General features: G+C 63.6%; 20 protein-coding genes. 5 read left to right on the forward strand and 15 right to left on the reverse strand.

What is annotated here, in order from left to right; translation table 11 throughout:
• Positions 1-147: 147 nt before the first annotated feature.
• Together IEX85_RS21055 and IEX85_RS21060 are read right to left on the reverse strand one after the other, a co-directional pair.
• Positions 148-1524 (reverse strand): sigma-54-dependent transcriptional regulator, encoded by a 1377-nt coding sequence (locus IEX85_RS21055; protein ID WP_194461737.1) that lies wholly within the window; start codon positions 1522-1524, stop codon positions 148-150.
• 15 nt (positions 1525-1539) lie between these two features.
• A complete protein-coding gene (locus tag IEX85_RS21060; RefSeq protein ID WP_188862603.1) occupies positions 1540-3813 on the reverse strand; it encodes an ATP-binding protein in 2274 nt (757 codons plus the stop codon).
• 262 nt (positions 3814-4075) lie between these two features.
• Between IEX85_RS21060 and IEX85_RS21065 the strand changes: the two genes are divergently transcribed.
• Both IEX85_RS21065 and gshA read left to right on the forward strand, forming a co-directional pair.
• Positions 4076-6307 (forward strand): Tex family protein, encoded by a 2232-nt coding sequence (locus IEX85_RS21065; RefSeq protein ID WP_188862604.1) that lies wholly within the window; start codon positions 4076-4078, stop codon positions 6305-6307.
• 202 nt (positions 6308-6509) lie between these two features.
• Positions 6510-8075, forward strand: coding sequence for a glutamate--cysteine ligase (gene gshA, locus IEX85_RS21070; RefSeq protein WP_229722045.1), 1566 nt, complete (start codon positions 6510-6512; stop codon positions 8073-8075).
• A 154-nt stretch (positions 8076-8229) separates the two neighbouring features.
• Here gshA and IEX85_RS21075 read toward each other — a convergent pair whose 3' ends face one another.
• A complete protein-coding gene (locus IEX85_RS21075) occupies positions 8230-8631 on the reverse strand; it encodes a flagellar basal body-associated FliL family protein (RefSeq protein ID WP_188862605.1) in 402 nt (133 codons plus the stop codon).
• Between the two features lie 297 nt (positions 8632-8928).
• On the opposite strand from IEX85_RS21075, the gene rsd reads away from it, so the two are divergent.
• On the forward strand, positions 8929-9408 hold the full coding sequence (rsd, locus tag IEX85_RS21080) for a sigma D regulator (RefSeq protein WP_188862606.1): 480 nt from the start codon (positions 8929-8931) through the stop codon (positions 9406-9408).
• 2 nt (positions 9409-9410) lie between these two features.
• On the forward strand, positions 9411-10391 hold the full coding sequence (locus IEX85_RS21085; RefSeq protein WP_188862607.1) for a WD40 repeat domain-containing protein: 981 nt from the start codon (positions 9411-9413) through the stop codon (positions 10389-10391).
• A 361-nt stretch (positions 10392-10752) separates the two neighbouring features.
• Here the strand turns inward: IEX85_RS21085 and IEX85_RS21090 are convergent, their stop codons facing one another.
• Positions 10753-11466, reverse strand: coding sequence for an FKBP-type peptidyl-prolyl cis-trans isomerase (locus IEX85_RS21090; RefSeq protein WP_188862608.1), 714 nt, complete (start codon positions 11464-11466; stop codon positions 10753-10755).
• A gap of 70 nt (positions 11467-11536) precedes the next feature.
• A complete protein-coding gene (locus IEX85_RS21095; protein ID WP_188862609.1) occupies positions 11537-12058 on the reverse strand; it encodes a TIGR02444 family protein in 522 nt (173 codons plus the stop codon).
• 313 nt (positions 12059-12371) lie between these two features.
• On the opposite strand from IEX85_RS21095, the gene IEX85_RS21100 reads away from it, so the two are divergent.
• Positions 12372-14297, forward strand: coding sequence for an ATP-binding cassette domain-containing protein (locus IEX85_RS21100; RefSeq protein ID WP_188862610.1), 1926 nt, complete (start codon positions 12372-12374; stop codon positions 14295-14297).
• A gap of 81 nt (positions 14298-14378) precedes the next feature.
• Here IEX85_RS21100 and IEX85_RS21105 read toward each other — a convergent pair whose 3' ends face one another.
• From IEX85_RS21105 to IEX85_RS21150, 10 genes are all read right to left on the reverse strand, one after another.
• A complete protein-coding gene (locus tag IEX85_RS21105) occupies positions 14379-15704 on the reverse strand; it encodes an HDOD domain-containing protein (RefSeq protein WP_229722046.1) in 1326 nt (441 codons plus the stop codon).
• Positions 15705-15816: 112 nt separating this feature from the next.
• Entirely contained in the window at positions 15817-17949 is a 2133-nt protein-coding gene (gene spoT, locus IEX85_RS21110; RefSeq protein WP_188862611.1) for a bifunctional GTP diphosphokinase/guanosine-3',5'-bis pyrophosphate 3'-pyrophosphohydrolase, read from the reverse strand.
• Between the two features lie 74 nt (positions 17950-18023).
• Positions 18024-18236, reverse strand: a complete 213-nt coding sequence (rpoZ, locus tag IEX85_RS21115; RefSeq protein ID WP_188862612.1) for a DNA-directed RNA polymerase subunit omega — start codon at positions 18234-18236, stop codon at positions 18024-18026.
• A 104-nt stretch (positions 18237-18340) separates the two neighbouring features.
• Positions 18341-18961: a guanylate kinase gene (gmk, locus tag IEX85_RS21120; protein ID WP_188862613.1), complete on the reverse strand. Its 621-nt coding sequence runs from the start codon at positions 18959-18961 to the stop codon at positions 18341-18343.
• A gap of 117 nt (positions 18962-19078) precedes the next feature.
• On the reverse strand, positions 19079-21316 hold the full coding sequence (locus IEX85_RS21125) for a hybrid sensor histidine kinase/response regulator (protein WP_188862614.1): 2238 nt from the start codon (positions 21314-21316) through the stop codon (positions 19079-19081).
• A gap of 22 nt (positions 21317-21338) precedes the next feature.
• Positions 21339-21842, reverse strand: a complete 504-nt coding sequence (locus IEX85_RS21130) for a putative pterin-binding protein (RefSeq protein ID WP_188862615.1) — start codon at positions 21840-21842, stop codon at positions 21339-21341.
• Positions 21843-21965: 123 nt separating this feature from the next.
• Positions 21966-22346: a RidA family protein gene (locus tag IEX85_RS21135; protein ID WP_188862616.1), complete on the reverse strand. Its 381-nt coding sequence runs from the start codon at positions 22344-22346 to the stop codon at positions 21966-21968.
• A 75-nt stretch (positions 22347-22421) separates the two neighbouring features.
• Entirely contained in the window at positions 22422-23984 is a 1563-nt protein-coding gene (locus tag IEX85_RS21140) for a BCCT family transporter (protein WP_188862617.1), read from the reverse strand.
• Between the two features lie 70 nt (positions 23985-24054).
• Positions 24055-25050: a dipeptidase gene (locus tag IEX85_RS21145; RefSeq protein ID WP_188862618.1), complete on the reverse strand. Its 996-nt coding sequence runs from the start codon at positions 25048-25050 to the stop codon at positions 24055-24057.
• Between the two features lie 14 nt (positions 25051-25064).
• Positions 25065-26507, reverse strand: coding sequence for an aldehyde dehydrogenase family protein (locus IEX85_RS21150; protein WP_188862619.1), 1443 nt, complete (start codon positions 26505-26507; stop codon positions 25065-25067).
• Positions 26508-26512 lie beyond the last annotated feature (5 nt).

Here is a 26512-nt window from a genome sequence, read left to right on the forward strand (position 1 = left end):
AAATCCGCCAATGCGGGTGTGGCGGTGAGTGGTAGGGTGCCGCTGAGCCCGCGAACCGCACCGGACACGGTGCGGTTCACGAATGGACCGCGCCAACGTTGTTCGCGGCGAGGCGGCGCCAATGCTGTTCGCGGCGGGGCGCCGCTCCTACTTGTAGTCGGCCTTGTCGAGACCGTATTTGCGCATTTTGTCGTACAGCGTCTTGCGCGGCAGGCCGAGGTAGTCGAGGGTGTCGCGGATCGAACCGCCGGTGCGCGACAGCGCCGCCTGAATAAGGGTTTTCTCGAACCGCTCCACCTGTTCCGGCAGCGAGGGCGCGACCTGCTCGGGACCGTCGGTGATCAGACGGTTATCGAAGTCGAAGGTACAGGCTTCCCCTAGCAGTACGTAGCGCTCGGCAAGGTTGCGCAGCTCCCGCACGTTGCCCGGCCAGTCGTGCAGCATCAGGCTGTGGATCCGTTCGGCCGAGAGCGGCGGCATCTCGCGGTTGTACTGCGCCGAGGCCACCAGTGCGAAATGCTGGAACAGTAGCGGGATATCCTCGGGCCGCTCGCGCAGCGGCGGGATATCCAGGCGCACGACGTTGAGGCGATAGTACAGATCCTCGCGAAACAGGCCCCGCGCGGCCTGCTCCCTGAGGTCGGCCTTGGTCGCCGCAATCACCCGCAGGTCCAGCGGTATTGTCTGGTTGGAACCGAGCCGCTCGATGGCACGCTCCTCGAGCACCCGCAGCAGCTTGATCTGCAGCGCCATCGGCATGCTTTCGATCTCGTCGAGAAACAGGGTGCCGCCGTTGGCGTGCTCGAACTTGCCGATCCGGCGGGCCTTGGCGTCGGTGAAGGCGCCTTTCTCGTGACCGAACAGTTCAGACTCGATCAGGTTTTCCGGCACGGCGCCGCAATTGATGGCAACGAAGTTGCGGTCACGGCGCACGCTGTGTTCGTGGATATAGCGCGCCATCAGGTCTTTGCCGGAACCGGTTTCCGCCTGGATCAGGATATCCGCCGGCGCATCGGCGATGCTGTGCACCAGGCGCCGCAGCTGCCGGATCGACGGTGTGTTGCCAAGCAGTCGCGGGCCCGGAGCGCTCTGCGCCTCCAGCTCGGCCTTGAGGCGGCGGTTCTCGATGGTCAGCGCGCGTTTGTCCATCGCCCGGCGCACCGTCTCGAGCAGCACCTCGGTGGCGAAGGGCTTTTCGATAAAGTCGTAGGCACCGTCACGCATCGCCTGCACCGCCATCGAAATGTCGCCGTGGCCGGTGATCAGGATCAGCGGCAGGTCGGGGTCGATCGCGTGCACCCGCTCCAGCAACGCGAGGCCATCGAGGCCGGGCATATTGATGTCGGAGACGAGAACGCCGTTCCAGTCGTCGCTGATCAGCTCGGGCACCGTCTCGGCGCGCTCCAGCGTCGTGACGTCGTATCCGGCCAGCTCCAGCGACTGGCCCGCGGCCAGGCGAATGTGTTTCTCGTCATCGACCAGAATGATCGGCCGCGGCGCGTCCGCTTGGGGTTTATCGGTCACTGTATGGCTTCCGCACTACTCGGTGGTGGATGGCTGGGGTACCTGCTGCAGGACAATGGTAAAGCAGGCGCCGCCGCCGGGGTGGTTGCGGGCCTCGAGGCGCCCGCCGAGACTTTCGATAATACGGTGCGAGATCGACAACCCCAGCCCCAGGCCCTGGCCCGCCTTCTTGGTGGTGAAGAAAGGCTCGAACAGCCGGTCGAGATGCTCCGGCGCCAGCCCCGGCCCGTTGTCCCGCACACTCAGCAACACCTCGTCGCCCAGCCGCTCGAGTTCGATGTCGATACGGGCGTCGGCCCTGCCCTCCAGCGCGTGCAGGGCGTTGCCGATCAGGTTGACCAGCACCTGCTCGAGCCGCAGCATGTCGCCGAGCACATAGACGCTGTCGAGTCCGTCGGGCCAGTGAATGCCCACCGTCTGATGGCTCAGGCGACCGTAGAGAATCGACATGGCACCGTCCCGCGCCGACTGCAGGCAAACCGGCTCCGGCGCCCCGCTGCTGACCCGGGCGAACTCCTTCAGCGGATGAATGATCTTGGCCATGCGCTCGGTAAGGCTGGATATCTCGTCGAGATTGGCCTGCGCCGTCTCCACCCTGCCGCGCTCGAGAAAGATGCGTGCATTGTCGGCATAGCTGCGTATCGCCGTCAGCGGCTGGTTCAGCTCGTGGTTGATGCCCGCCGACATCTGTCCCAGTACCGCCAGCTTGGCGGTCTGAATCAGCTCGTTCTGGGTGTTGTGGTGCTGCTGTATTTCCTGCTGCAGGCGGGCGTTGGCCCGGGTCAGGTCACGGGTGCGCTGCTCGACCCGGCTTTCCAGCTGCAGTTGCGCCCGCTGCAGCTGGGACTCGTGCTGCTTGCGCTCGGTGATATCGTGAATGGTGACGATAAAATGGCGCTGGCCGTCGGTCGGCATGCGACCGATCGTCAGCTCGATCGGGAACTGCGACTGATCGGCGCGCCGGGCCGACGCCTCTATGTGCAGCTCGCGCGCGGTGTCGTCGGCGCCGCCGGTAATATGCCGCCAGCACACCGGCCGGTCCGGATGCGCCAGCAAATGACTGAAATACTGCCCGCTGATTTCCGCCTCGCGATAGCGAAAAAGCTTTTCGGCGGTGGGGTTGAAGGACTCGATCCGCCCCTGGGCATCGAGCGTGATGAGCCCCGCCTGGGTGTTGTCGATAATGGCCCGGATGCGGGACTCGTTTTCCTCCAGCGCCAGCAGTTCCCGCTGCCGGAAGCGCGCCCGCTCCTGTTTGATGCGGTTGCGGGCCACCAGCACCAGCACCAGCAGCAGGCCTGCCAGATAGATGATTGCCGTCAGCACCAGGGCCCGGAACACGCGCTGCTCCACCGGTTTCATGCTCGCCAGTACTGCGACACTCAGACCCGAGTTGGGGACCTGGCTGGTCTGCAGCAGGAAATGACGCGTGCGCACCCCATCGAGCGCGGCGTTGTCGATCCGGCTGCCCTCGAACAGCGTAATCAGATGGCTGCCGTCGTGCCTTTCCTCGCGCCACAGAATATCGAGGGACGTCAGCTCGTGGGCACCGTAGCGCAGGCTCTCGATGATACGGTGCAGCTCCCCCTGCGTCAGTGGCTTGAGGGTGCGAAACTTCCATTCAGGCCGCGTCGAGATGACGATCACGCCATCCTCGTCGGTGACGAGAATGTCCAGCAGCGGATCGTTCCAGTCGCCCTCGATGTCGTTGAGGTCGATCTTGACGACGACGACGCCGGCCACCTTGCCGGCAAAGCGCACCGGATAGGAGTAGAAGTATCCGCGCCGGTTGGACGTGGTGCCGAGGGCAAAATAACGCCCCGCCTGCCCCTCGAGGGCGGTCTTGAAATAGGGGCGGAAGGAAAAATTGCGGCCCACGAAGGTCTTTTCCTGCGCCCAGTTGCTCGCCGCGATCGTCGCCCCTTCCGCGTTCATCAGGTAGACGTCGGTGGTACCGATGGTTTGGTTGACCTCTTCGAGGTAGAGGTTGGCGCGCATGCGGGCATCGTTGTCACCGTCGAACAGCAGCGCGTTGAGCAGCTCCGAGTGACTCGACAGCAGCTGTGGCAGGTCCTTGTAGCGATCCAGCTTTTGCTGCAGCGTCAAGGTGTAGCGGCTCATGTCGGCTGCGCTGCGCTGCTGCACATCGTGCATGGCCTGCTGCCGTACCAGCACCGCAACCTGCGCCATCAGAAAGACGAAAAGCAGCAACAGCAGCAGCACGACCAACGGTCGCTGGAGCCGCCGGCTGGCGATATCGGCACGTTCGCTACGGTATTGTTCATTCATAGTCGGTCTTCATTATGCGACGCCAGGCTTTACACTAGCAATCAAATTGCCCCGCTGGCCGGCGTTCGAGTGCCTTGTCCCGGACATGGCACTGCACCGGCGGGGTCTTTTCAGAGACCGTTGAAAGCCGCGTGACATTTTACAAAACCCTTTTCGTTTCAAGGGCTCGCACTGAGCTCGGGCCAACGGCAACGCCGCCATGCATAATGCAGTGATGAGCGGTATGCTCATAGCCGTTTTTTAGACTGGACCAGGAAACGCCATGCACATCGAACAGCTTATCGCCGGCGAACTCGGCGCTCGCCCGCAGCAGGTCAATGCCGCCATCCGGCTGCTGGACGAAGGCGCCTCGGTGCCCTTTATCGCCCGCTATCGCAAAGAGGTGACCGGCGCGCTGGACGACGGCCAGCTGCGTACCCTCGAACAGCGCCTGGGTTATCTGCGCGAACTCGAGGACCGGCGCCAGGTGGTGCTCGAGAGCATTCGCGAACAAGGCAAGCTGGATGCCGCACTCGAGCGCAGCATACTCGACGCCGACACCAAGAACCGCCTCGAGGACCTCTATCTGCCGTTTCGGCCCAAGCGCCGCACCCGGGCGCAGAAAGCCCGTGAAGCCGGACTCGAGCCGCTTGCCGATCAGCTGCAGGCCGCCCGCGACGGGCGATCGCCGCAACAGCAGGCCGCTGAATTTCTCAACCCCGGCGCCGGCGTCGAAAACGCGGAGCAGGCGCTGGAGGGCGCGCGCCAGATCCTGATCGAACGGTTCGCCGAAAGCGCCGACCTGCTGGAGTCGCTGCGCATCTGGCTTTGGCAGCAGGGCGAGCTGCGCGTCAGCCTGGTCAAGGGCAAGGAGAGCGAGGGGCAGAAGTTCCGCGACTATTTCGACTACGGCGAGCGCTGCGCCCGCATACCGTCGCACCGCGCGCTGGCGATTCTGCGGGGGCAGCAGGAGGGCGTGCTGCGCTATCGGCTGTCAGCGCCGGAAGGCCGCGAGACGGAAGGCCCGCAGCGCATCGCACGGCACTGGCGCCTGCCCGCCGATGCCTGGCTCGACGAAACCGCGCGTCAGTGCTGGAGCCAGAAACTGCTGCCCGGCATCGAGAGCGACCTGGTGCGCCGCCTGCGCGGCGACGCCGAGGAAGAGGCGATCCGGGTCTTCGCGCGCAACCTGCGCGACCTGCTGCTGGCCGCTCCCGCCGGCCCCCGGGCCACCCTCGGACTGGATCCGGGCCTGCGTACCGGCGTCAAGGTGGCGGTGGTCGATGCCACCGGCAAGCTGCTGGCACACGAGACGCTGTACCCCCACGCCCCGCACAAGCGCTGGGACCAGGCGCTGGCAACGCTGTCGAAACTGTGCCGTCGCTATCGGGTCGAGCTGGTCGCCATCGGCAACGGCACCGCCTCCCGCGAAACCGAGCAGCTGGCCCGTGAACTGGCCGCCCGCGAGCCGGAGCTCGGCCTGGTGCCGGTGGTCGTCAGCGAAGCCGGCGCCTCGGTCTATTCCGCCTCGGAGCTTGCCGCCGCCGAGTTCCCGCAGCTCGACGTCACCATCCGCGGCGCCGTTTCCATCGCCCGCCGCCTGCAGGACCCGCTGGCGGAGCTGGTCAAAATCGAGCCGAAGTCGATCGGCGTCGGCCAGTACCAGCACGACGTCGACCAGAACGCGCTGGCGGCGATGCTCGGCAACGTGGTCGAGGACTGCGTCAACCATGTCGGTGTCGACCTCAATACCGCCTCTGCGGAACTGCTGTCCCAGGTCGCGGGCCTCAGCCGAACGGTGGCGTCCAATATCGTCGATTTCCGCAACAGCCAGGGCGCTTTCTCCAATCGCCGTCAGTTGCTGAAGGTGCCGCGACTGGGCCCCAAGGCGTTCGAGCAGTGCGCGGGCTTTCTGCGCATCCGCGACGGCGAGCAGCCCCTCGACAACTCGGCGGTCCACCCGGAAGCCTACGCCCTGGTCGAGCGCATGGCGGCGCAGCTGGGCTGCACCCTTGCCGACCTGATCGGCGACCGCGACCGGCTCGCCCGTCTCGATCTGTCGGCACTGCGCTCCGAACGTTTCGGCGACTACACCCTTACCGATATCGTACGCGAGCTGGAAAAACCCGGACGCGACCCACGACCGGAATTCCGCACCGCCCGCTTCGACGACAGCGTTACCACCCTGGCGGACCTGAAACCGGGCCAGTGGCTGGAAGGGGCCGTCACCAACGTCACCAATTTCGGCGCCTTCGTCGATATCGGCGTGCACCAGGACGGTCTGGTACATATCTCGGAACTGGCGGACCGCTTCGTCAAGGATCCCCATGAGCACGTCAGCACAGGCCAGGTGGTACGCGTGCGGGTGCTGTCGGTCGACAGCGACCGCAAGCGCATCGCCCTGAGCATGAAGTCGGAAAACGGCAAGCCGCAGCCGCGCAAGGAACCACAGGCTCCGGCCAGGGAAGGTACACTGGCGGCCCAGCTTCGGGCTGCGGGGGTACGCAAGCGATAAAGCGATCGGCGAGCGAGAAACCGCTCGCTTTTTTTCGCACAATACAGCTTTGCTCGTCGCTTATTTGGAGCCACCAAACCGCGCAACTCGCGCCTTGGCTTGTGCGAAAACGGCCTCCGGCAGGACCTATCCACAAACATCAACAGACCCTAAACCGATTGGTATATAATAAATGCCTTTTAACTCGCATAGGGGCAGTCACTTGTCTGCAGCACTCGAAATGCAGCTGGACCTGCTGGTCCGCAACGGCCACTCGGCACTGCTAAAAGGCATCCTGCACGGAATCGAAAAGGAAGGGCTGCGGGTCGACAGCAAGGGTCACCTGTCCCAGCGCGCGCACCCGCGCCAGCTCGGTTCCGCGCTCACGCACAGCCATATCACCACCGATTACTCCGAAGCGCTGGTCGAGTACATCACGCCGGTATTCGAACACTCGGCCGATGCCATCGAGTTTCTCGCCGACCTGCACCGTTTCGGCTACGGCGCCATCGGCGACGAGCTGGTCTGGAACGCCAGCATGCCCTGCGACATCCCGGACGAGGAAAGCATACCGATCGCCCGCTATGGGAGCTCCAATTCCGGCACCCTGAAACATCTGTACCGCGTGGGACTCAAGTACCGTTACGGCAAGATGATGCAGACCATCGCCGGCATCCACTACAACTTCTCGCTGCCCGACAAGTTCTGGATCGCGCTCAAGGAACAGCAACAGGATCGCAAGAGCCTCAGGGACTTTCGCTCCGAGCAGTACTTTCGTCTGATCCGCAACTTCCGGCGCTACGGCTGGATGCTGCTGTATCTGTTCGGCGCCTCGCCCGCTCTGTGCAGCTCCTTTCTCAAGGGGCGCGACCACCAGTTGCAGCCCCTGGATGCCGAAACCCTTTACCTGCCCTATGCCACCTCGCTGCGCATGAGCGACCTTGGTTACTCCAACAAGGCGCAGTCCTCGCTCGACATCTGTTTCAACCACCTGCAGACCTACACCCGCTCGCTGCACCGTGCGATCCATACGCCCTACCCGTCGTATGAGCGCATCGGCGTCAAGGTGGATGGCGAGTACCGCCAGATCAACGCCAACATCCTGCAGATCGAGAACGAATACTACAGCGACATCCGGCCCAAGCGCGTCGTCCAGTCCGGCGAAAAGCCGCTGCACGCACTGCAGACCCGGGGCGTCGAGTACGTCGAGGTCCGCAATCTCGATATCAACCCCTTCGAGCCGGTGGGCATCGACTCCACCCAGGCCGATTTCCTCGACGCCTTCCTGGTCACCTGCCTGCTGACGTCCGGGGATCTGATCGACGACGAGGAGTGCGAACGCATCAGCGACAACCAGCGGCTGGTGGTCACCCGCGGACGCGAACCCGGCCTGATGCTGGCGTGCGGCGACGCCGAACGCTCGCTGAGCGACTGGGGACAGGAAATTCTGGCCATGGTGGCGCGCACCGCCGAGGTGCTGGACCGCAATGTCAGCGACAGCCGCTATAGCCGCGCCGTTGCCGCGCAGCAGCTGAAACTGGATGACCCGTCGCAGACCCCGTCGGCGCGAATCCTGGCGCAGCTGCAAGACCAGGGGATCAGCTTCCGCGAATTCGCCCTGACGCAGAGCCGTGCGCACCGGGACCAGTTGAGCGACACCCCGCTGAACGACGAACGTGCGTCCTACCTCAACCGCATGGCGGCGTCATCGCTCGACGAACAGGCCGAGATAGAAGCCGCGGACAGCATCGACTTCGACACCTTTCTCGCCGGCTACCTCGCCGAGTGAACCGTAACGGCAGACGGGATGCCGGCCTGGCCGGAGCCCGCCTGCCGTTGCCGCCGCCAACGGTGCTCTGGCACACGCGATATGATGGCTAACGCCATACCCGGATACCGGAACGATAACGCCTGGCGCCTGCCCGCGCCTCCCGTCGCCTTTCCTACTGAATCACGAAGCTGGTGAAAAAAAGGTCGTCAGCGTAAGGCTCGCCTTCCTCGACCACGAGGACCGCCTGAACCTTCTCCAGCGCCATGCGCGACAGTCGCTGCTGCGCCTCGACGGAGGCCAGATCCTCTTCCCGCTGGGCACTGAGCAGGAAGACGATATCGTTGCGAATGCGGGGCAGGTGGTAATTGACCGCATTGAGCCCTTCCGGGCTGCTCACCTGAATGCTGATATCGCACTTCACGAACCGGATCGGCCCGTCGCTGATAAAATTGGCCACGAAGGGCTTCAGCTCGATATAGCTGACATAGTCGTCCTGCGCCGGCTCCTCCGCACGGCCCGCCAACGGCAGCAGCGCCAGCACCAGCAACAGCCCTGAAAAAACCTTACGCAACATGGTACTCCCGTCCCTGCATCGAGGCGGACAGTATAGCCCGGGCCAGCTGCCCCCGGCGACACCTGCGGGGTAGTACCCCGCATTGAAAGGCCCGCAACAGCGACGATCATCAGTGCTCTCGCGGCAGAAAAGTCTGCCACTGGTTTTTCCTCCCAGCCTTAAAAGCCATAGCAAAAAACCTTTAAAAACAATAACTAAACAACAAAACAGAACAACTGTAGCAATTCGGTTACGGTATTGCGCCTGGGTTCAGGTTGGGATTAGTATTGAGGCTGCCTAGGAGACAGGAGCCGACCGATGCTGGAACAATGTCGCAATTCCAAAGAGCGCTGGGGGGGCGTGAGCGAGATTATTGACCACTTGCTGGAGGAACGTCAGCAGCTGATCAGCCACTTCGTGGCACTGCCGTCTCTGAAGGTGAATCAGGCGCTGAAGACCAATACCGAAGCGTTCTGCGATGTGCTGATGGACTACCTCTCGTCGGGCCACTTCGAGGTATACGAGCAGCTGTTGCGCGAAGGCAGTGAATTCGACGACGGCAGTCTCGAAAAGGCGCAGAAACTGTTCCCGCGCATTCAGGACAGCACCGACTACGCCCTGGACTTCAACGACAACGGCTTCGGCCATCTCGACGACCCCACCGTCCAGCAGATCCGTGAATTCGCCGACCAGCTGTCCAGGCTCGGCGAAAAGCTCGAAGAACGCTTCGAGCTCGAAGATCGCATGATCGAGATCCTGCACACCTCCCATCGCGACCTGGTGATGACAGAAGACTAGGCATGGCTGCCGCCATCCGGGCCTCGGCAACCGCGGCGGCGCTGGCCGCGCTGCTCAGCGGCTGCGGCACCGCCGAGGAACCGACCCAATGGCATGAATACGCCGCCCGGGGCGCCTATACCGCCGCCCTGTCCGAGCAGGGCCGCTACGCGCTGATCGGCTCGATCGAGCATGGCGGCAGCCTGTGGGACACCTCGCGCCACACTCGCCTGTACAGCTGGAACCATCGGCCGGGCGAGTTTTCCATTATCGCCAACGGCGCCTTCTCACCCGATGAAACCTTCGCCGTTACCGCCGGTCTGCAGGAACTGACGCTCTGGAATCTGATCGACGGCACAGCCGTCGGCTACTGGAGCAGCCCGGCCGAGATTCTCGCGGCAGACCTGGCGGCCAATGCCGATAGCGCCCTGCTGGGACTGGCCAATCACGAAGCGGTGCTGTTCGATATCAAGAATGGCGGCGTCAGCCGAACCCTGCGTCACGACGCACGGGTCGGCGCCGTAACACTGAGCCGCGACGGCCGTTTCGCTCTGACCGGCTCCGATGCCTACCGCGCCAGCCTGTGGGATATCAGCAGCGGCGAGCGCCTGCACAGCCTCGAGTTCGGCAATATCGTCGATACCGTGGCACTGTCGCCCGACGCCCGCCTGGCCTTCACCTCCGCCAGCCTCGACAAGGCCCTGATCTGGGACACCCGCAGCGGCGAGGTACTGCAGACGCTTTCCGACTTCAGCAGCCTTTTTCAGCGTCGCATCAGCTACCTCTGCGCTCGCTTTTCCGCCAACGGTGAGCAGCTGCTCACGGGCAGCGCCTCCGGCATGGTCCAGCTCTGGGATGTTGCCAGCGGCAGCGAACTGAAACGCTGGCAGGTGCACAAGCGGGCCGCCTACGGTCCCACCAGCACCGGCGTCTACGCCGTGGCGTTCGCCGGTGACGGCTACTACGCCATCGGCTCGAACGGCATCATCAATCTGCTGCGGTAAAGTAGCCTGTAGGATGGGTCTAGCCGCCAATGGCACACAGCTAACGTCTGGAGCGGCCGTCAACGGCGGCGTAACCCATCGGCAGCTTCGGCTTCCTCGGTACATCATCATCGCCCCACCAAGGTCTCTACAGCTCCGAAGACGGTCTGCGCCAACCGCAACCGAAGAGCCTGCGGGAACGACGATGGGTTACGCCGCCCACAGCTTCCTGCCAACTGGCAAGTGAGTACGGACGGGCGGCTCCACCCATCCTACTAAGGATAAATTTCCCGCTTAAACGCGAGGAACCGAAATTTTGTCACTCATAAACAAGCGAAACCCGCCACGAGGGCGGGTTTTCGGACTCGGCGGAAGGCGGTGCTTATTCGGCGGCTGCGGCTTCCTGCTCCGGATTCACTTCCAGAAGTTCGACTTCAAACACCAGTGTCTCGTTCGGGCCGATGGCATTGCCCATACCGCCGGGGCCGTAGGCCAGATCCGCCGGAATCACCAGGCGCGCCTTGCCGCCCTCCTTCATCAGCTGCAGACCTTCGGTCCAGCCCGGGATCACGCCGTTGAGCGGGAAGGACACCGGCTCGCCACGGGCGTAAGAGCTGTCGAATTCGGTTCCGTCGACCAGCTCGCCCTTGTAGTGCACCTTGACGGTGTCATCGGCGGTCGGGCTGTCGCCGTCACCAGCGACCAGCTCTTCGTACTGCAGGCCCGACTCGGTTGTGGTGACGCCATCCTTCTTGCCGTTCTCGTCCTGATAGGCCTTGCCCGTGTCGAGGTTGGTCTGCGCCAGCTCAGCGAACTGCTGACGCTGCTCTTCCATCTTCTGGGTCTGGAAAGCCTGCATGATCTGAGCGACCTGCTCCTGATCCAGCAGCGGCTCTTCATCCTTGTACACGGTTTCGACACCCTGACTGAACGACTCGACATCCAGCGAATCGATATCAGCCTTCAGTTTTTCGCCGAGGATCAGGCCCAGGCTGTAGCTGAGCTTCTTCTCGTCGGTATCCAGATCATCGGCCAGAGCAACAGTCCCTGTGGTCATCAGCGAAGACAGGGTTATGGCCAGCAACGTTTTTTTCATTACAAAAATCCTTGGCGTAAGTGCTTGGTGTCGAGCGTTAGTGATCGATTTAACTCTAAAGTTCACGTCTTTACCACCGTAATGCCGCAGCCGCCGCCCTGTCCACCCCAAGCCGGGCTGCGCAGAGCAGAATTTCCAGATTCCGCTGCAGATCCGCCGTCGCCGCGACGCCGGTACAGCCGAGATAGAGCGCCGTGTTGCGCAACAGCAGCTCGTCACGCTCGGCGGCGGCATCCGCCTGCCAGCGACTGCCGAGCTCGAACAGCCGGGCCAGCTCGACCTGTTCGGCCGCAAGCTCGGCCTGGCGCAGGGCGCGATACACGGCATCCAGCTGGGGCTCTCCGGCCTTGCTCTCACGCACCCGATAGCGCAGCGCACGCAGCGGAGTCGTCAGCTCCCGCTGCCAGCGTCCGGCCTCCGACGCGTCCAGTTCGGAGGGCCGCAGAAGGCGGCCCTCCGAAGCCAGCCAGCAGCAGAACAGCAACCGGTTGGTGCCAAGGCCCGATTGCTGCAGGCCCAGGCAGGCCTGTTCGACGCCGGGATGGGCATAGAGTTCAAGCGCGTAGTGCCAGAGTGGGTTGTCGAGATTCATGGCGTTGCAGCACATTCCTTTCTTGGCGAATCGTACCAGTACGTAGGGCACCTTGAGTGTAACGAAACGTGCCGCTTGTGGGCACTATCGCCTAACGGTGCGCATCCTGAAGTCGGGATGGCTGGGTGCGACGTTCCACATAGGTTTCGCCCACCGCTCTGCCGACCGACACCAATCGATCTGTACTGCGATCGATATTGCGGGTTCTGGGATTCGGTTGGGGCCGGTGCCAGCCTTACCCTTTCACCATTCACCTTTCACCATTCACCTGATTCTAGGTTTCCAACGCTGGATTGAGATAGAATCCGCCACCATGATCCAGATACAAGACCTCAGTCTACATCGCGGCGTTCAGCGCCTGCTGCACCAGGCCAGCCTGACCCTTCATCAGGGTTGGAAGGTCGGTATTATCGGCGCCAATGGCGTCGGCAAATCGAGCCTGTTCAAGCTGATACTCGGCGAACTGCAGCCCGACGCCGGCGATCTCTCGCTGGCCGGCAATCAGACCATCGCCCACATGGCCCAGGAAGTCACGACGGTCGACCGTCGTGTGCTCGACTACGTGCTCGACGGCGATACCCAGTTGCGCGAGATACAGCGCCGGCTCGAAGCTGCGGAGCGCGATCAGCAGCACCACCGTATCGGTGAACTGCACGCCGAACTCGACGCCATCGACGGTTACAGCGCCGAAGCCCGCGCCCACCAGTTGCTCGACGGTCTCGGTTTTCGCCCCGGCGACGCCGGGCGGCAGGTACAGGAGCTTTCCGGCGGCTGGCGCATCCGGCTCAACCTGGCCCGGGCACTGATGTGTCGCTCCGACGTGCTGCTGCTGGACGAGCCGACCAACCACCTCGACCTCGACGCCACCATCTGGCTCGAGCAGTGGCTGCGGCAGTATCCGGGCATGCTGCTGCTGATCTCGCACGACCGTGACTTTCTCGATAACGTCGTCGGTCATATCGTGCACATGCACCGCGAAAAGCTCGACCTCTACAAGGGCAACTACACCGCCTTCGAGCGTGCCCGGGCCGAGCGTCTGGCGCAGCACGAAGTGCAGTTCCAGAAACAACAGCAGCGTGTCGCCGAAATCGAGAACTTCGTGCGCCGCTTCCGCGCCAAGGCGACCAAGGCCAAACAGGCACAGAGCCGCCTCAAGGAACTTGAGCGCATGGAGCTGATCGCTCCGGCGCATATCGACAGCCCGTTCAGCTTCGGTTTCCGTCCCGCCGACAAGGTCTCCAATCCGCTGCTGACACTGCACAAGGCCGACTGCGGCTACGCCGGCAAGACGGTGCTGCAGCAGGTCAGCCTGTCGCTGGCGCCGGGCGACCGCATCGGCCTGCTCGGCCCCAACGGTGCCGGCAAGTCGACGCTGATCAAGACGCTGGTCGGCGACCTGCCATTGCAGTCCGGCGAGACCAGGGGCGGCGAGCACCTGCGCGTTGGCTACTTCGCCCAGCACCAGCTCGAGGCGCTCGACCTGGAAGCCTCGCCGCTACTGCATATCAAGCGTCTGGACGACAAGGCCAGCGAGCAGCAGATCCGCGACTTTCTCGGCAGTTTCGGTTTTAACGGCGACGACGCACTGGAGCCGGTGAAGCGCTTCTCCGGTGGCGAGAAGGCCCGGGTAGCGCTGGCGCTTATCGCCTGGCAGCGTCCCAACCTGCTGCTGATGGACGAGCCCACCAACCACCTGGACCTGGAGGTGCGCCACGCCCTGACGCTGGCGCTGCAGAGCTTCGAGGGCGCCCTGATCCTGGTCTCCCACGACCGCCACCTGCTGCGCAATACCGTCGACGACTTCCTGCTGGTTGCCAACGGTCTGGTGCAGACGTTCAGCGGCGATCTCGACGACTACCAGAACTGGCTGGCGGAGCAGCGGCGCCGGCCGGAGCAGGCTGCAACGGAGCAATCCGGGGCCGGCGACAGGAGCGGCACCAGCGCTGCCGACCGCAAGGCCCAGAAGCGGCTGGAAGCCGAAAACCGCGCCCGCCTGAGGCCATTGCGCCAGGCAGTGGAGAAACTCGAGCAGCAGCTCGACCGGGTCTCGACCGAGCTGGCGGGCGTCGAGGAACGACTGGCTGACGGCGAACTCTACCAGGAGGCCAACAAGGAGCGCCTCAAGACCCTGCTCGCCCAGCAGGGCGACCTGAAACTCAGGGCCGAGCAGATCGAAGGCGAATGGCTGGAGCGCCAGGAGGAACTCGAAGCGCTCGAGCAGGTGCTCCGAGCCGAATGAGTCGCCGCTGCCGCTCAGCAGCACCCCGCATCGTCGGAATAAACGCAGGGCACCTTGAGCGCAGCGAAAGGTGCCTCGAACTCAGTCTCGCCGCGCCTTTTCGATCAGCCGTGTCAGTTCATCGAGACTTTCGCGACGTTCGAGAATGTCAGCCAGCGCTTCCTCGACCTGCTCCGGTACCAGACCCAGCGATCCGATCAGCCCCGCCGGCAAAGGCGTGATGGGACCATCGCTCAGGCCCTGCTGGCGCAGCAGACAACTGCTCAGTGACACCAGGGCGGCATAGCGCCAGTGTTCCTCGCGGTAATCCGGCTCGCGCTGGCGCCGCACCCCGACGCAGACCTCGACCGGCAGCGACCAGCCTTCCAGCAGCCAGCTGCCGACCTGCTCCCGGGTTACGTTCAGCACCTGTTTTTCGACATACTCCTGCGGGAAGTGCGGATTGGCCTCGAGATAACGGGACAGCAGCGAGAAGTGCGGCGGGAACAGCTGCGCCAGGACCAGGTAGCCGAAGTTGTGCAGCAGCCCGGACAGGTACGCCAGACCGGGTCTCGGGCGCTCGGCGATGGGCAACTGGCGACAGAGCCGCTCGGCCAGGGTGGCGCAGTACACCGCCTGGCGCCAGTAGTCGGTCCCGCCGCGCGGGGTATCCTTGGGCAGCGCCAGGGTCTTGCCCATCGCCACCCCCAGCGCCAGGTTGATCACCAGATCGAAACCCAGCACCCGGATGACGGCATCCTCGAGGGAGTGCACCTTGCCGGGCGCCGCATAATAGGACGACGCCGCCCAGCTCATCACCTGCGCCGACAGGCTGGGGTCGATTCTGACCACCGGCACCAGGGCGTCGACACCGGCATCGGGGTCGGAACGCATCATCAGAAGCTTCTGCGTGGTGGGGGAAAAGGACGGCAGCCCGAAGGTGTCTTCCAGACGCTGGCGGATGCGCAGCGCGGTAAACTTTTCCACCGCGCGGTAGATCAGGGTGCGGTCGTCGCCGGACGGCAGACCGGCCTCGATATCGTCACGGGTCAGCGCCAGGCGGTGCACGCCCAAGCCGCCGTCATCCAGCCAGCCCGCCGGCACACGAAATTCCTGGCCCGAATGCGGCTCGTACAACAGCAGCTCGGGTTCGTCCGCCAGCGACTGATCGAGCAGCAGCGGCAGCGACAGCAACTGACGCAACCCCTCCTCCTGCTGCAGCGCCTGCTGGCCGAAGAACCGCTCGGCATCCTGCGCCCGCACCGGCTGCAACTGACGGCCGGTTTCCTTCCAGATGCTGCTTAGATTGAGCAGCCCGGACCAGGGCACCAGCACCAGCGCCTTGCCGTCCGCGTCGTGCATCAGTACCAGCCGTACCGCCTGCTCCGCGCCCTGCCGTTCGTCGAGAGTATGTACACCGATCGCCAACTCCGTCTCTCCTTCGACCTTTTCCCTGTAACTATTGAGGTTATCGGCTGCGACAGCATTTCTTGAAGGTCTGATGTATGGTCGCGCAGCGGGAGCCTTGCGTGTGCTGGAGCTACTGACGATGGATGCGGCTGACCGCATTGATGCGTCGCAGGCTCTTCATGACCGACGCCAGGTGCACGCGGTTGTGAACCGAGATATCCAGCGTCACCTGGTTGAGCTGGCCGTCCTTTTCGCCGCTGTCGATCTTGATGATGTTGGCGCCGCAGGCTGCCACCGTCGTGGCCAGATTGGCAATGATGCCGCGCTGCGACAGCACCTCGAGCTTGAGCCCGACGCGGAATTCGTCCTCGATGCTCTTCGACCACTCGAGAAAAATACACTTTTCCGGGTCGTCGCGCAGGTAACCGATATTGCGGCAGTCGGTACGATGAATCACCAGGCCGCGCCCGGTACTGATATGGGCGATGATGGTATCGCCGGGAATCGGGTGGCAGCACTTGGCATAGTGCAGCACCATGCCCTCGGTACCCTGAATCGCCATGGGCCGGCCGCCGGGACGCCCCGGCGCCTTGTCCTCGCCCTCCTGCGGCAGCTCCGGCTTGAGCCTGCGTGCCACCACGTACGCCATGCGGTTGCCCATGCCGACATCCTCGAGCAGGTCGTCGAGGGCTTTCAGCTCCGCTTCCTTGAGCAGCTTGCGCAGCTTCTTGCGTTCGCTCTTCTCGACCTCCTCCAGGGAGGTGCCATAGTTGCCAAGGAACTGATTGAGCAGGCGCCGGCCCAGGGCGATGGATTCGTGGCGCTGCTGGTTCTTCAGGAAGTGGCGAATGCTCGAGCGCGCCTTGCCGGTGACGACGAAATTGAGCCAGGCCATGTTCGGCTGGGCGCTCGGGGTGGTAATGATTTCCACCGTCGAGCCGCTGATCAGCGGCGCCGACAGCGGCGCCAGCCGGCGGTTGATGCGGCAGGAGACGCAGGAGTTGCCGATATCGGTGTGCACCGCATAGGCGAAGTCCACGGCCGTGGCACCGCGCGGCAACTCGAGGATGCGCCCCTTGGGCGTGAATACGTAAACCTCGTCCGGGAACAGGTCCTTCTTGACGTGCTCGATGAACTCCATCGAATCGCCGGCATTGCGCTGCATTTCCAGCAGCCCCTGCACCCACTTGCGGGCCCGGTTATAGGAGCCGATGGCGCTGTCCGAGTCGCCGTAAGCCTTGTAGTGGCTGTGCTCGGCGATACCCTGACTGGCCACCGCATCCATCTCCCGGGTGCGGATCTGCACCTCGATGGTGATGTCGCGGGTTCCGAACAGGTCGGTATGCAGCGACTGGTAACCGTTGGCCTTGGGAATGGCGATATAGTCCTTGAAGCGCCCCGGCACCGGCTTGTACAGGTTGTGCACCGCACCGAGAATGCGATAGCAGTCGTCGACCTTGTCGGTCACGATGCGAAACGCAAACACATCCATGATTTCGGCGAAGGATTTACGCTGCATGCGCATCTTGCGATAGATGCTATAGAGGTGCTTCTCCCGGCCGCTGACGCTGCCGGGCAGCCCTTCCTGCTCGAGCCGGCGCTGAATGGTCTGCTGGATCTCGGCGATGATATCGCGACGCTGACCGCGGGCCTTGACCACCGCGCGCCGGATATATCGCGAGCGCATCGGATGGTAGGCCTGGAACGCCAGATCCTCGAGCTCGACCTGCAGGTCGCGCATACCCAGACGCGCAGCGATCGGGGCGTAGATATCGAGGGTTTCACGGGCGATGCGCCGCTGCTTCACCGGCGGCATGGCGCCCAGGGTACGCATATTGTGCAGCCGGTCGGCGAGTTTGACGAGGATCACGCGGATATCCTCGGCCATCGCCAGCACCATTTTCTGGAAGTTTTCCGCCTGAGCCTCGGCCTTGGTCTCGAATTCCAGGTGCGTCAGCTTGGAAACGCCATCGACGATATCCGCCACCGCATCGCCGAACTGGGACTCGATGGCATCGTAGTTGATTTCGGTATCTTCGATAACGTCGTGCAGCATGGCCGCCATCAGGCTCTGATGGTCCATGTGCATGCCGGCAAGGATTCCGGCCGCCGCCAGCGGATGGGTGACGTAGGGCTCGCCGCTCTTGCGCCGCTGGCCGTCGTGGGCCTGCTCGGCGTAAAAATAGGCACGACGCACCCTCTGGATCTGCTCCGGATCGAGGTATTCGGTCAGTCGCTTGGAGAGCGCGTCAATCGTCGGCATCAAGGCTCCGGCAGTACAGGGTTACCCTCTTGTTTTACCTGAGATGATGCCGTTTCGGAAGGTGTTCCGGAAGATCAGTCTTCTTCGATATCGTCGAGAACGGTCTTGCTGGTCAGACCTTCGGCGATTTCACGCAGCGCGACGACGGTCGGCTTGTCGTTTTCCCAGTCGACCTTGGCATCCTTGCCGCCGACGGCGAGCTGACGCGCACGCTTGGCCGCGACCATCACCAGCTCGAAACGGTTATCGACGTTATCCAGGCAATCTTCAACGGTGACTCGTGCCATTTGGGACCTCGAAAAGGCAGTTGCGAAAACAAAAAGACCGGCGATTCTAATCCAATGCCGTCACTCTGGCAAGAGACAGGCAATCTTAGCCCGTGCTCTCATGGTCATTCCGACAACAGACCGCGGATCAGCTCGAGCTGCCGGTACTGCTGCACTTCCATCCGCAGCCGCCGCGCAACCAGCACCGACTGCAGTTCGCCCAGCGCCTGCTCGAAGCGGTCGTTGACGATCAGATAGTCGTACTCGCCGAAATGACTCATCTCGCTGACGGCTTCGGCCATGCGCCCGTCGATCACGCTTTCGTCGTCCTGCCCGCGGCCGGTCAGACGTTCGCGCAGGGCCTCGCGGGACGGCGGCAGGATGAAGATGGACACCGCTTCGGGCATCAGCCGGCGCACCTGGTTCGCCCCCTGCCAGTCGATCTCGAGAATGACATCGGTTCCCTGGTCAAGCTGCTCCTTCACCCAGCACTGCGAGGTGCCGTACTTGTTACCGAAGACCTCGGCGAACTCGAGGAAGCGGCCTTCCTCGATCATGGTGTTGAACACACCCAGACTGACGAAGTTGTAGTCATGACCGTCGGTTTCGCCCGGCCGCATCGGACGGGTGGTGTGGGATACGGATACCCGCACCTGATGGTCGCGGGCCAGCAGCTGCCGGACCAGGCTGGTCTTGCCCGCGCCGGACGGTGCCGAAACGATGTAGAGGGTACCTTTAAGGCTCATCCGCCATTTCCTAATATCAGCTGATGCGAACAGGCGACCGGCCCGCTCGGCGCTCGCCCGCCGATGCCGGCGGGAATTCGTGAAGGTTCGGTATGATACCCGAACTGCCGCGCCGGGTCAGTCATGTTCCTGCGTATCCGCCACGTCCTGCACTATCCGCGACAATGACATTTGCCCCACCTCATCGAGCGTACGCAGCACCGCTGCGAGCTCGACGCCGGGGTCTCCGGAGCCTGCGAGCACCGTTTCCAGCGCCGCCAGCTGCTGCACCATCATCTGGAAACCCAGGTTGGCGGCGGTTCCGCGCAGGCTGTGGCAGGTGCGTCCGGCCTCGTCGCGACGTCCCGCCCCGACCGCCTCATCGATGCGATGGCGGTAATCCCCGAGACTGCGGCGAAAGGTCTCGAGCAGCTCCCGGCAATTGTCGGCGCCGACCATTTCGACCAGATCGGCCACAACCCCGGTATCGATCTGCGCTTGTGACATCGTTTCCTCCTGTCGGACACTTCCGTGCTCCCTGGCTTCGAGCAGCACCGTCGTCCAGCCTTCCAGCAATTCGGCGAGTTTCTCGCGTTTGACCGGCTTGCTCAGGTAATCGTCCATGCCGGCGTCGATGCAGGCCTGACGGCCATCACTGGTCACGTCGGCGGTCATGCCGACAATCGCCTGACGCCTCAGCGGGTCCGGCATGCGTCTGATGATCCGGGTGGTTTCGAGGCCGTCGAGATTGGGCATCTGTACGTCCATCAAAACCAGATCGTAGGACTGGCCGCCGAGCCGGTCGAGGGCCTCCCGACCGTCGGCCGCGATATCGGCCCGATGCCCGAGATACCTGAGTATACCCACCGCGACCTGCTGATTGATGAGGTTGTCTTCCACCACCAGAATATTCAGCGGACAGCGGGCCCGGCTGTGGTCACTGCCGCCGGTCGCGGCCGCCACGGGAGCCTGTGCCGGCGGCAGGGCCAGGCTGAACCAGAACCGGCTGCCCTGACCGGGCCGGCTCTCGAAACCGATGCGACCGTTCATGCGCTCGACCAGGCGCTTGCATATCACAAGCCCGAGGCCGGTACCGCCGAACCGGCGGGCGGTGGAGGCGTCCCCCTGCACGAACATCTGGAACAGCCTCGGCTGCACATTGGCGGGGATGCCGGGCCCGGTATCCTCCACCTCGAACAGCAGCCGGTCTGACTCATCGTCGTCATCCGTCACTGCACGGACCCGCACCCGTATATGACCCCGGTCGGTGAATTTCACCGCATTGCCGACCAGATTCAGCAACACCTGACGCAGCCTTCCGGGGTCGCCTTCGAAATAGCGCCCGATACCATCGTCGAACGCCAGCTGCAGGCTGACCGGCTTGTCTATCAGCCTTGCGCGCTGCAGCTCGACCACCATCTCCAGCAGCTCGACCAGATCGAAGGTCGCGTGCTCCAGCTCGAAGCGCCCCGACTCCAGCTTGGAGATATCCAGGATGTCGTTGAGGATTTTCAGCAGCGCCTCGGCGGACTCGCTTACCGTGGTGGCGAAACGCCGCTGTTCCGGCGCCAGCCGGGTATCGAGCAGCAGGCTGGTCATGCCGATGATGCCGTTCATCGGCGTGCGGATTTCGTGGCTGACGGTGGCCAGAAACTCCGACTTGGCCAGGTTCGCCGCCTCGGCGCGTGCCGCCGTCTCGCGCAGCTGAACCGCCAGCTGCTCGGTCCGCTCGCGCGAGCGGTACTCGTCCATCATCTGCCGAAACAGTATCACCACCAGGGTGCCGACGCTGAGCAGCAGCAACGCCAGCATCAGGCCGAGCCACACCATCAGCCGGAACGACTCCTGGCGCAGCCGGGTTTTATCCACCGCCCTCGCCGACAGCACCTTGAGCACCAGCCGGCTGGCATGGTTGCTGAGCTGCTCCGCGCGCTGCAGCAGCTCGGCCGCCGCGGCGGGCCGCTCCAGCCTGGGCAAGACCCCGTCCATTGCCTTGATTTCGGTGAGGAAGCTCTTCGCTGCCTCGTCCACCGCCGCATCGCGGCTGAAGGCAGACTGCAGCTGCCCCTTATCGAGCAGACCGACACGGCTGTACAGGATTTCAAAACGCAGCCGCACGTCTTCGGCACGCGCGGCATCGGGCCTGTCCGCCAGCAGCTGCAGGCTGTTTTTGAGCCGGAGGCTTTCACGATCCAACTGATAGGCCGACCAGAGCGCGTCCTCCTCGGCAACGCTGAGGATCGCCTGCTGGCGCTCCAGAATCACCAGAAACAGGGTCAGCGACGCCACCAGAAACAGCACCGATGCGCCCAGCAACAGCAGAAAGCCCCTGCCTCGCGCCTGAATCGCGAGCCAGGCCGATATCAAACGGGCCAACCGCTACCCTCCGTCGACAGCCTCATTTGACCTGAATGTGCTGGATCTGCCAGACCGAGCGATAATGAATGATGTCGCTGGTCAGCTCGCTGTCCGAGTCGAACGGATAAATGATGAACAGCGGCCCCTTGTCCCGTACCCGCATGTACTCGCCGTTCATTTTCATCGCCAGAATGACATCGTGGGAGAAGAAGTCCTCTACCGGCACGGTAGCGCTGTAATCGTTCAGCGCGGTGACTTCCAGAGTCTCGCCGCGGGCACCGACGAACTCCAGCAACGCCCGCCCCAGCGGCCCCTCGAAATCGTTGACGCCGTCGGTCCAGGGGGTATGGGTGCGCACCAGCCGCTGCGGCAGGCGCTCCAGCATGGCGCGGTCGAATTGCGCCACCTCGCCGTCGGTGGTGTTGCGGATGGCACCACCGACAGTGAGGATGACCGGACCTGCGGGCGGTTCCAGCGGGTCGGCGGCAGCCAGTGCCGCGACCATGCAAAGCAGGCAAGCGAGTAAGGGGCGCAGCCGTGACATGGCGTTCTCCGTTCGGCAACAGTTCGGTGTTGCTGATTATCGGAACAAAACACCAGCCCGGGCAAGCCTGATCAAAGCGGACAGGTTTTTCCGTTCACGTAAGCCATGCACGGGAAGCAAGTTTCAATCCGCAGGAACTGCGGCGTAGGCCACCACTTCGCAGAGCATCTCCTCGCGCGCGAGGCCTGCGACGATCATCGCCGCCCGGTTCGGGTAGGGCGCCTCGAAATACTCGGCGTAAACAGCATTGAAGACAGGCAACTGACTGCGTTCGGTAACATAGATCAGCACCTGGGTGACGTCGCCCATGGTCAGGCCTGCGGCGCCGATGGTATGCCTGAGGTTGTCCAGGGTCTGGCGCGCCTGAGCCTCGATACCTCCCTCGACCACCTGGCCGCTGGCGTCGATTGGAATCTGGGCTGTATACAGCTGGCCATTGGCGATGGTGGCCCACTCAAGCGGTGCCTTGGACGCGAAGAGATCGGTTTTGACTGCTTGTTTCATAGATATTCGACAGTTTTCGGTTGAAGAAAAGACAGGAGCGGCCAGGGGCCGCTCCCGAAAGGGTCGCATCGCGAATCAGAGTCCCTGTTCCCTGGCCATCCGGCGCGCAATTCGGGGCGCGGTCCAGAGCGACGGCAGCAGCACCAGGGAAACCGGGACCGCCGTCACGACGATGAACGACTGCAGGGCCGAGATACCGCCGGAGCCGATCGAGATCAGCAGCGCGGCGACCACGCCCATCATCACACCCCAGAACACGCGCACGGCGCTCTGCGGGTGGTCGGTACCGGTCATCACCATCGAGACCGCATAGGTCATGGAGTCACCGGTGGTGGCGACGAAGATTACCGTCAGCACCAGGAACAGCACCGATACCAGGCCGCCCAGCGGCAGCTGTTCGGTAATCGCCAGCAGTGCCGCCGGCAGGTTGAAGCCGGTGAACGGCTCTGAGATCACCCCGGGGCTGCCCAGTTCGAAGGCCAGGCCGCTGCCGCCAACGATGGTGAACCAGAAGCAGGTGATCACCGGCGCAACGATAGAGATCAGCAGGATCATCTCGCGGATGGTGCGGCCGCGAGAAATGCGCGCGACGAACATCGCCATCAGCGGGCCGTAGCCGAGGAACCACCCCCAGAAGAACACCGTCCACCAGTCCAGCCAGCCGGTATCGGCGCGGAAGGTCGCCATCGGGATGAACTCCTGCAGATAGATGCCGAAAGACTGCAGGAAGCCGTCGACGATGAAGGCGGTCGGGCCGAACACCAGGATGAACAGCATCAGTACGACCGCCAGCACAACATTGGCGGTACTTAGCATCTGGATGCCACGGGTCACGCCGCTGACCGCTGACAGGGTGTAGAGGCCGATAAGGCCAACCAGGATCATCAGCTGCGTAGAGTAGTCGTTGGAGATGCCGAACAGCTTTTCCAAGCCGAAGCTTACCTGCAGACCGAGGAAGCCGATCGGCCCCACGGTGCCGGCGACAACCGCCAGTACGCAGCAGGCATCAACCACAGCACCGAAGACACCGGTCATGACGCGGTCCCCGAACACTGGGTACAGCAGGGTGCGCGGCTTCAGTGGCAGGCCCTTCTCGTAGTGCAGGTACATGTAAACGACACCGGTCAGGCTGCCGAGGATGGCCCAGGCCAGGAAACCCCAGTGCATGAAGCTCTGCGCCAGGGCGTTGTAGGCGGCCGGCAGGGTGCCGCTCTCGCCGCCGAACAGCGGCGGCGGCGAGGTGAAGTGCGCCATCGGCTCGGCCGCGGCCCAGAACACGCCGCCGCCGGCCAGCAGGGTGCACATGATCACCGCGACCCACTTGAAGCCGCTCATTTCGGGCGTTTTGACGCCGCCCATCACCACCGAGCCGGTGCGGCCCAGCGCCAGCACCAGGCCGATCACGAAGGTAAGCAGCAACAGCACCTGCCAGTAGGCGCCGAAGTATTTCGTCGAGGTCGCGAAGGCGCTATTGACCCAGGCCGATACCATCTCGATATCGTAAAGGGCCGCGATCACGAACAGTACCAGGGCGCCGCCGCTGAGCAGGAAGACCGGCAGATCGACGCCGGCCAACCAGCGCTTTCCGGTCAAGGTGTGATCCGCAACGCGCATAGAAGCCTCGGTTGCATTACTCATAACTCTCTCCTGATGATCTTATAGTTATTGCTGAATCAGGGTCTTGCCTGGTGGCTCGACACCGTGGAAATCAGGGACCGCTGCGTGGCGACAGGCCATCCTCCAGAAGGTGCAGCCAGTTCAGTCCCATGATCCGGGCGACGTCGTCCCTGTCGAAGCCCCGCGCCAGCAGTCCGGCGGTGAGGTTCGGAAAGTCCCGGCTGTCGCGGAACCAGGGCAGCGGTCTCGGCCAGTCGGCATTGGACTTGGAGCCCTCGCCGTAATCCTTCTCCTTCGACCAGCGGCCGTTGCGCATCCACTCCAGGACCGACAGCGGCTGCTCCTGGCACAGATCGGTCCCGATACCAATGTGTTCAATGCCCATCAGGTCGGCGGTACGCGCCACCATGTCGCAGAAGTCCTCGAGGCTGCAGTCCGAACCGTTCTTCAGATGGAACGGGTAGAGACTGAAGCCCAGCAGGCCGCCGGACTCGCCCAGCGCCTTCAGCACCCGTTCCGACTTGTTGCGCTTGGCGGCATGGAAGCTCGACGGGTTGGCGTGGGAGATCACGATCGGGCGCTCCGAGATCTCGATCGCATCCAAGGTGCTGCGCTCGCCGCTGTGACTCATATCCACGATCATGCCGACCCGGTTCATTTCGCGGATCGCCTGGCGGCCGAAGCGGGTGACGCCACTGTCCTCGGCTTCGTAGCAGCCGCAGGCCAGCAGGCTCTGGTTGTTGTAGGTCAGCTGCATGATCATCAGGTTGAGCTCGCGCATCACCTCGATCATGCCGATATCATCCTCGATCGGGGAGCAGTTCTGGGCACCGAACATCACGCCGACCTTGCCGAGCATCTTGGCGCGACGGATATCCGCCGCGCTCTTGACCGGCATGATCAGGTCGCCGTTCTGCTCGAACAGGCGGTTCCACTCGGCGATCCGCAGCAAGGTCTCGCGGATCTGCTCGTGGTAGACGATGGTGGCGTGCACCATCGTCACCCCCCCTTCGCGTAGCTGCTCGAAGATCCCGCGGCTCCAGTTGGAATACTGCAGGCCGTCGATCACTATCAGGTCGTTATGCATCGCGGCGGCCTCCGTCAGGCACGGATGTAGGTGGTCTTGACCAGGGTGTAGAACTCCTTCGCGTAGGCGCCCTGCTCGCGCGGGCCGAAGCTGGACTCCTTGCGACCGCCGAAGGGCACGTGGTAGTCGGTGCCGGCGGTGGGCAGGTTGACCATGACGCAACCGGTCTTGGCCCGACGCTTGAACTCGCTGGCATACCTGAGCGACTGGGTGATGATGCCGCCGGTCAGACCGTAGTTGGTGTCGTTCAGGGTCGCCAGCGCCTCTTCGAAGTCCTTCACCTTGATGACGCTGGCGATCGGCGCGAACGCCTCTTCGCGATTGATGGTCATGTCGTTGGTGGTGCCGGTGAACAGCGCCGGCCGCAGGAAGTAACCGTCGGTCTCTTCGTCGACCACCTCGCCGCCGAACGCCAGGGTCGCGCCTTCCTGCCTGGCGATCTCCAGATACTTCAGGTTCTGCTCCATCTGGCGGGCATCGGCGACCGCGCCGATATGCACGCCCTCCTTCAGCGGGTGGCCGACCACCAGCTTCTTCATGCGCTCGATCACGGCTTCGACGAAGCGGTCATGGATGCCTTCGGTGACGATCAGCCGCGACGAGGCGGTGCACTTCTGGCCGGTGCCGAAGAAAGCGCCGTTGACGGCACATTCGACGGCCGTCTCGAGGTCGGCATCGTCCAGCACCACCAGGGCGTTCTTGCTGCCCATCTCCAGCTGACACTTGACCAGGTTCACGGCGGTGGCCGCGGCGACCTTGCGTCCGGTTTCCAGCGAGCCGGTGAAGGTCAGCGCATTGATGCGGCGGGAATGGATCAGCGCATCCCCGACCTCGGCACCCGGGCCCATGACCAGGTTGAAGGTGCCGGCCGGCAGCCCCTGGCGGGAGATGATCTCGGTCAGCGCCCAGGCGCTCGCCGGCACCTGGTTGGCCGGTTTGAAGACGATGGCGTTGCCGAACGCCAGCGCCGGCGCGATCTTCCAGGCACCTGTGGCGACCGGGAAGTTCCAGGGCGTGATGATGCCGACGACACCGACCGGCTCGCGACGGGTCTCGATCTCGACGCCCGGACGCACCGAGTCGGCAGTCTCGCCCATCTGGCGCAGCACTTCGGCAGCGTAATAATGGAAGAACTGGCCGGAACGGTAGACCTCACCGACGCCTTCGGCCAGGGTCTTGCCCTCTTCACGGGCCAGCACGCGACCGAGCTCATCCTTGCGCGCGATCAGCTCGTCGCCGATCGCCATCAGTACCGAGTAGCGCTGTTCGAGGCCGCTCTGCTGCCACGCTTCCTGCCCCTTGACGGCGGCATCGATGGCCGCCTCGGTCTGGGCGGCGTCGGCCTGGGCATAGTGGCCGATCAGGTCACTGGTATCGGCGGGGCTGATATTGGCGATGCTGCTCTTGCCTTCTACCCATTCACCGGCGATGTAATTGCGAAAGATTGAATCCGACATGATGA

It is taken from the genome of Marinobacterium nitratireducens (genome assembly GCF_014645375.1).
Lineage (GTDB): Bacteria > Pseudomonadota > Gammaproteobacteria > Pseudomonadales > Balneatricaceae > Marinobacterium_A > Marinobacterium_A nitratireducens.

What these genes read in the sequence shown, in the direction of transcription:
- IEX85_RS21085 (WP_188862607.1), top strand. Translation starts at nt 9,411, where the DNA reads ATGGCTGCCGCCATCCGGGCCTCGGCAACCGCGGCGGCGCTGGCCGCG.
- IEX85_RS21150 (WP_188862619.1), bottom strand. Translation starts at nt 26,507, where the DNA reads ATGTCGGATTCAATCTTTCGCAATTACATCGCCGGTGAATGGGTAGAA.
- IEX85_RS21130 (WP_188862615.1), bottom strand. Translation starts at nt 21,842, where the DNA reads ATGTCACGGCTGCGCCCCTTACTCGCTTGCCTGCTTTGCATGGTCGCG.
- IEX85_RS21075 (WP_188862605.1), bottom strand. Translation starts at nt 8,631, where the DNA reads ATGTTGCGTAAGGTTTTTTCAGGGCTGTTGCTGGTGCTGGCGCTGCTG.
- gmk (WP_188862613.1), bottom strand. Translation starts at nt 18,961, where the DNA reads ATGAGCCTTAAAGGTACCCTCTACATCGTTTCGGCACCGTCCGGCGCG.
- IEX85_RS21145 (WP_188862618.1), bottom strand. Translation starts at nt 25,050, where the DNA reads ATGCATAACGACCTGATAGTGATCGACGGCCTGCAGTATTCCAACTGG.
- spoT (WP_188862611.1), bottom strand. Translation starts at nt 17,949, where the DNA reads ATGCCGACGATTGACGCGCTCTCCAAGCGACTGACCGAATACCTCGAT.
- IEX85_RS21090 (WP_188862608.1), bottom strand. Translation starts at nt 11,466, where the DNA reads ATGAAAAAAACGTTGCTGGCCATAACCCTGTCTTCGCTGATGACCACA.
- IEX85_RS21100 (WP_188862610.1), top strand. Translation starts at nt 12,372, where the DNA reads ATGATCCAGATACAAGACCTCAGTCTACATCGCGGCGTTCAGCGCCTG.
- IEX85_RS21135 (WP_188862616.1), bottom strand. Translation starts at nt 22,346, where the DNA reads ATGAAACAAGCAGTCAAAACCGATCTCTTCGCGTCCAAGGCACCGCTT.
- rpoZ (WP_188862612.1), bottom strand. Translation starts at nt 18,236, where the DNA reads ATGGCACGAGTCACCGTTGAAGATTGCCTGGATAACGTCGATAACCGT.
- IEX85_RS21060 (WP_188862603.1), bottom strand. Translation starts at nt 3,813, where the DNA reads ATGAATGAACAATACCGTAGCGAACGTGCCGATATCGCCAGCCGGCGG.
- IEX85_RS21140 (WP_188862617.1), bottom strand. Translation starts at nt 23,984, where the DNA reads ATGAGTAATGCAACCGAGGCTTCTATGCGCGTTGCGGATCACACCTTG.
- IEX85_RS21065 (WP_188862604.1), top strand. Translation starts at nt 4,076, where the DNA reads ATGCACATCGAACAGCTTATCGCCGGCGAACTCGGCGCTCGCCCGCAG.
- IEX85_RS21095 (WP_188862609.1), bottom strand. Translation starts at nt 12,058, where the DNA reads ATGAATCTCGACAACCCACTCTGGCACTACGCGCTTGAACTCTATGCC.
- rsd (WP_188862606.1), top strand. Translation starts at nt 8,929, where the DNA reads ATGCTGGAACAATGTCGCAATTCCAAAGAGCGCTGGGGGGGCGTGAGC.